The organism is Xanthomonas cannabis pv. cannabis, from assembly GCF_000802365.1.
In the GTDB taxonomy this organism is placed as follows: domain Bacteria; phylum Pseudomonadota; class Gammaproteobacteria; order Xanthomonadales; family Xanthomonadaceae; genus Xanthomonas; species Xanthomonas cannabis.
Window position 1 is genome coordinate 1 of record NZ_JSZE01000185.1, and the last position, 4,375, is coordinate 4,375.

Below are 4,375 nucleotides of genomic sequence, written 5' to 3' on the forward strand. Positions count from 1 at the left end.
GAAGTCGCCCTTGTTTGCGTACCACTTGGAGTTCCAGTCTTTGGAGATACCAAGACGGATTCCAGTCGGATGAACTTTATGACCCATGGTCTTTTCCTTTCCGCTTACTTGGCGGCGCCGACAATCACAGTGATGTGACTGGTGCGCTTGAGGATGCGGGTACCGCGGCCTTTCGCCCGCGCCATGAAACGCTTCAGGGAGGGACCTTCATCAACCATGATGGTCTTGACCTTCAGCTCGTCGACATCCGCGCCCTGATTGTTCTCGGCATTGGCAATAGCCGACTCCACCACCTTTTTGATCAGGTGTGCAGCCTTCTTGTCCGAGAACTTCAGCAGATTGACCGCACGCTCGGCGGACAAACCACGCACCTGATCAGCGACCAGGCGGGCCTTCTGCGGGGAGATGCGCGCGGTGCGCAGGATTGCTTTCGCTTCCATCGTCATCTCTCCTTACCTGCTCGACTTCTTGTCGCCACCGTGACCCTTGAAGGTCCGGGTGACGGCAAATTCGCCGAGCTTGTGGCCGACCATATTCTCGTTGACGAGCACCGGAATGTGGTTCTTGCCGTTATGCACGGCGATGGTGATGCCTACCATTTCGGGCAGGATCATCGAACGGCGCGACCAGGTCTTGATCGGCTTCTTGCTACCCGCAGCGGACTCCACCTTCTTTGCAAGGTGGTGATCGACGAACGGGCCCTTCTTAAGTGAACGTGCCATGGTCGATTAGCCCCTACGATCGCGGACGATGAACTGCTGGGTGCGCTTGTTCTTGCGCGTCTTGTAACCCTTGGTCGGAACACCCCACGGGGTGACCGGATGCGGATTACCCTGACCAGCCTTCGCTTCACCACCACCGTGCGGGTGATCGACCGGGTTCATGGCCGCACCGCGAACGGTCGGGCGAACACCGCGCCAACGCTTGGCGCCGGCCTTGCCCAGCTTCTCGAGGTTGTGCTCGTCGTTGCCGACTTCACCGATGGTGGCGCGGCATTCGACCGGCACCTTGCGCATTTCGCCCGAGCGCAGACGCAGCGTGGCATAGATGCCTTCGCGAGCGACCAGCTGGACGGCTGCACCGGCAGCACGTGCGATCTGAGCGCCCTTACCCGGCTTCAGCTCGATACCGTGAACCGTCGTACCGACCGGGATGTTGCGCAGCGGCAGCGTGTTACCGGTCTTGATCGGCGCATTCGCACCGGCAATGACCTGGTCGCCAGCCTTCAGGCCCTTCGGGGCGATGATGTAGCGACGCTCGCCATCGACGTAGCACAGCAGGGCGATATGAGCGGTACGGTTCGGATCGTATTCGATCCGCTCCACACGCGCCGGAATGCCTTCCTTGTTGCGCTTGAAGTCGATGATGCGGTAGTGCTGCTTATGGCCACCACCGACGTGACGCACGGTGATGCGGCCATGGTGGTTACGACCACCGGACTTGCTCTGCGAGTCGAGCAGCGCCGCGTGCGGTGCGCCCTTGTGCAGATCGGGAGTAACCACGCGCACGGCGGAACGACGGCCGGGAGAGGTGGGTTTGAACTTCATCAATGGCATGGGATGGACCTCAGGCCTTGGCCGTTACGTCGATGGACTGACCATCAACCAGGCGGACGTACGCCTTGCGCCAATTGCCACGGCTGCCAGCACGGTTACGGAAGGACTTGCTCTTGCCCTTGACGTTGACCACGTTGACTGCCTTGACCTTGACGTCGAACAGCTGCTCAACCGCGGCCTTTACATCGGCCTTGGTGGCTTCGTTCGAAACTTCGAAGACATACTGGTTGGAGATTTCCTGCAGGCGCGCGGTCTTTTCGGAGACTCGCGGAGCACGCAGCACGCTGAAGATTTTTTCGTTGCTGCTCATGCCAGCCACTCCTCGACCTTCTTGACCGCATCGGCGGTGATCACGACCGTATCGGCCCCGACCAGCGCGACCGGATCCAGACCCTGCACATCACGCACCTGCACATACGGCAGATTGCGGGCGGACAGATACAGGTGCTCGGAGGCTTCTTCGGTGACGATCAGCGGGCGCTTGCCCACATCCAGTCCCTTCAGCTTCTCGATCAGACCCTTGGTCTTGGTCGCTTCGAGGTCGAACGCGTCGACGATCATCAGACGACCCTGACGGTTCAACTCGGAGAAGATCGCGCAGATGGCCGCGCGATACATCTTGCGGTTGACCTTCTGCTCGAAGCTGCGCGGCTTGGCCGCAAAGGTCACGCCGCCGCCGACGAAGATCGGAGCCGTCAGTGCGCCATGACGCGCGCCGCCGCCCTTCTGCTTCTTCGACTTCTTGGTCGTGCCCGCAACTTCCGAACGCGTCTTCTGTGCCTTGGTACCAGCGCGACCGGCGTTGCGATAAGCGACGACGACCTGGTGAACCAGATCCTCGCTGAATTCGCGACCGAACACGGCATCGGAGACCGAGACCTTGTTGTTGCTACCCGTGATAACGAGTTCCATCGTCATCTCTCCTTATGCCTTGCTCGCCGGACGGACGATCACGTCGCCACCAGCTGCGCCAGGCACGGCGCCGCGGATAGCAATCAGACCACGCTCGACGTCGACCTTGACCACTTCCAGGTTCTGCGTGCTTTGCTGCACGGCGCCCATGTGGCCCGACATCTTCTTACCCGGGAAAACACGACCCGGGGTCTGGCGCTGACCCAGCGAACCCGGCGCGCGATGCGACAGCGAGTTACCGTGGGTTGCATCGCCCATACGGAAGTTGTAGCGCTTGATGGTGCCCTGGAAACCCTTACCCTTGGTGACGCCCTGGACGTCGACCTTCTGGCCGACCTCGAAGATGTCCGCCTTGATTTCGCCGCCAACGGCGAAATCGCCGAGCTGCGCATCTTCAACGCGGAATTCCCACAAGCCACGACCCGCTTCGACCTTCGCCTTGGCGAAGTGACCGGCGGCCGGCTTGTTGACCAGTGCGGCGCGACGCGCGCCAACGGTAATCTGCACGGCGCTGTAGCCGTCAACTTCGACGGTCTTGATCTGCGCGATGCGGTTCGGAGTTGCTTCGATCAGCGTGACCGGTACCGAGCGGCCGTCTTCAGTGAAGACGCGGCTCATACCAGCCTTGCGGCCCACGAAGCCCAACGAATATTTCTTCGTCATGGTCGTAGTCCTCAGGTGAGCTTGATCTGGACGTCGACGCCAGCCGCGAGTTCGAGCTTCATCAGCGCGTCCACGGTCTTGTCGTTGGGGTCGACGATATCGAGCACACGCTTGTGCGTGCGGGTTTCGTATTGGTCACGCGCATCCTTGTCGGCATGCGGGGATACGAGGATGGTGTAACGTTCGATCTTGGTCGGCAGCGGGATCGGGCCACGCACTTGCGCGCCGGTCCGCTTGGCCGTTTCGACGATCTCGCTGGCCGAACGGTCGATCAAACGATGATCGAACGCCTTCAACCGAATCCGGATCTTTTGTTCCGACATGACGGAAGCTTCCTTCGTTAAAAGAGCGACGGGCAAGGCCTCTGGGATACCTGCCCCGATATTCCTGCGTTGGTGAAATCGCCGTACTTCCTGCCGGCGAGGGCTTTCCTCCGCCCAAAAACTGAGGCAGCCCGGTAAACCGGCCTGCCCAGACGGAAAAGTATAATGCGCAGCTAGAGCACGGTCAACAACGTATGAGTTGTTGAGTGCTCCATGCAACACGACCTTCCCGGTCTGGCGAACACGAGCGGCATCCTGCCGTTCTTTTCGCTGTAACCCAGCGCCCTACCCAGGGACACCGAGCCGCGCATTATAGCGACGTAGATTTCAGCGCGCAAGCGCAGAACCTGCAGCAGGATGTCGGTAAACCAATCTAGGCCGAGGGGCAATAAAAAGGGCCGGCTTGCGCCGACCCTTCCGTGCTACGCCAGCGGCAAACGCCGCCGACTGCAGGCACTGCTTACTTGATGACCTTGGCAACCACGCCGGCGCCGACGGTGCGGCCACCTTCACGGATTGCGAAGCGCAGGCCTTCGTCCATCGCGACCGGGTTGATCAGGGTCACGACCATCTTGACGTTGTCGCCCGGCATCACCATCTCCACGCCTTCCGGCAGCTGGCACGCGCCAGTGATGTCGGTGGTGCGGAAGTAGAATTGCGGACGGTAGCCCTTGAAGAACGGGGTGTGACGGCCACCCTCGTCCTTGGACAGCACGTAGACTTCGGCTTCGAACTCGGTGTGCGGCTTGATCGAACCCGGCTTGCACAGCACCTGGCCACGCTCCACGTCGTCACGCTTGGTGCCGCGCAGCAGCAGACCGGCGTTGTCGCCTGCCTGGCCCTGGTCCAGCAGCTTGCGGAACATTTCCACGCCGGTGACCGTGGTCTTCTGCGTGTCGCGGATACCGACGATTTCGATTT

At 60.9% G+C, this 4,375-nt stretch carries 8 protein-coding genes and 1 pseudogene; all 9 read right to left on the reverse strand.

The window, feature by feature from the left end:
• A pseudogene (locus tag OZ10_RS22400) lies at positions 1-87 on the reverse strand (30S ribosomal protein S3); the annotation flags it as partial.
• Positions 88-104: 17 nt separating this feature from the next.
• Positions 105-440: a 50S ribosomal protein L22 gene (rplV, locus tag OZ10_RS19735; protein WP_002811686.1), complete on the reverse strand. Its 336-nt coding sequence runs from the start codon at positions 438-440 to the stop codon at positions 105-107.
• Positions 441-452: 12 nt separating this feature from the next.
• On the reverse strand, positions 453-722 hold the full coding sequence (gene rpsS, locus OZ10_RS19740; protein ID WP_005993369.1) for a 30S ribosomal protein S19: 270 nt from the start codon (positions 720-722) through the stop codon (positions 453-455).
• Positions 723-728: 6 nt separating this feature from the next.
• Entirely contained in the window at positions 729-1,556 is an 828-nt protein-coding gene (gene rplB / locus OZ10_RS19745) for a 50S ribosomal protein L2 (protein ID WP_003486715.1), read from the reverse strand.
• Between the two features lie 10 nt (positions 1,557-1,566).
• Complete coding sequence (gene rplW, locus OZ10_RS19750; protein WP_002811694.1) at positions 1,567-1,866, reverse strand: 50S ribosomal protein L23; 300 nt, start codon at positions 1,864-1,866, stop codon at positions 1,567-1,569.
• The gene (rplD, locus tag OZ10_RS19755; protein WP_010371054.1) at positions 1,863-2,468 is read right to left on the reverse strand and encodes a 50S ribosomal protein L4; all 606 of its coding nucleotides are present in this window, start codon (positions 2,466-2,468) and stop codon (positions 1,863-1,865) included. Before rplD ends, rplW begins: the two co-directional genes overlap by 4 nt.
• A 12-nt stretch (positions 2,469-2,480) precedes the next feature.
• Positions 2,481-3,131 carry a 50S ribosomal protein L3 gene (gene rplC, locus OZ10_RS19760; RefSeq protein WP_011036123.1) on the reverse strand — a complete coding sequence of 217 codons (651 nt, stop codon included), beginning with the start codon at positions 3,129-3,131 and terminating at the stop codon, positions 2,481-2,483.
• Positions 3,132-3,142: 11 nt separating this feature from the next.
• Positions 3,143-3,454 carry a 30S ribosomal protein S10 gene (gene rpsJ, locus OZ10_RS19765; protein WP_003486723.1) on the reverse strand — a complete coding sequence of 104 codons (312 nt, stop codon included), beginning with the start codon at positions 3,452-3,454 and terminating at the stop codon, positions 3,143-3,145.
• Positions 3,455-3,914: 460 nt separating this feature from the next.
• Positions 3,915-4,375: EF-Tu C-terminal domain-related protein (locus tag OZ10_RS19775; RefSeq protein ID WP_039566757.1), on the reverse strand; the 461-nt coding region annotated here is incomplete at its 5' end.

Coding starts and splice junctions, on each gene's coding strand:
- rplV (WP_002811686.1), bottom strand. CDS start 440: ATGGAAGCGAAAGCAATCCTGCGCACCGCGCGCATCTCCCCGCAGAAG.
- rplC (WP_011036123.1), bottom strand. CDS start 3,131: ATGACGAAGAAATATTCGTTGGGCTTCGTGGGCCGCAAGGCTGGTATG.
- rplW (WP_002811694.1), bottom strand. CDS start 1,866: ATGAGCAGCAACGAAAAAATCTTCAGCGTGCTGCGTGCTCCGCGAGTC.
- rpsJ (WP_003486723.1), bottom strand. CDS start 3,454: ATGTCGGAACAAAAGATCCGGATTCGGTTGAAGGCGTTCGATCATCGT.
- rplD (WP_010371054.1), bottom strand. CDS start 2,468: ATGGAACTCGTTATCACGGGTAGCAACAACAAGGTCTCGGTCTCCGAT.
- rpsS (WP_005993369.1), bottom strand. CDS start 722: ATGGCACGTTCACTTAAGAAGGGCCCGTTCGTCGATCACCACCTTGCA.
- rplB (WP_003486715.1), bottom strand. CDS start 1,556: ATGCCATTGATGAAGTTCAAACCCACCTCTCCCGGCCGTCGTTCCGCC.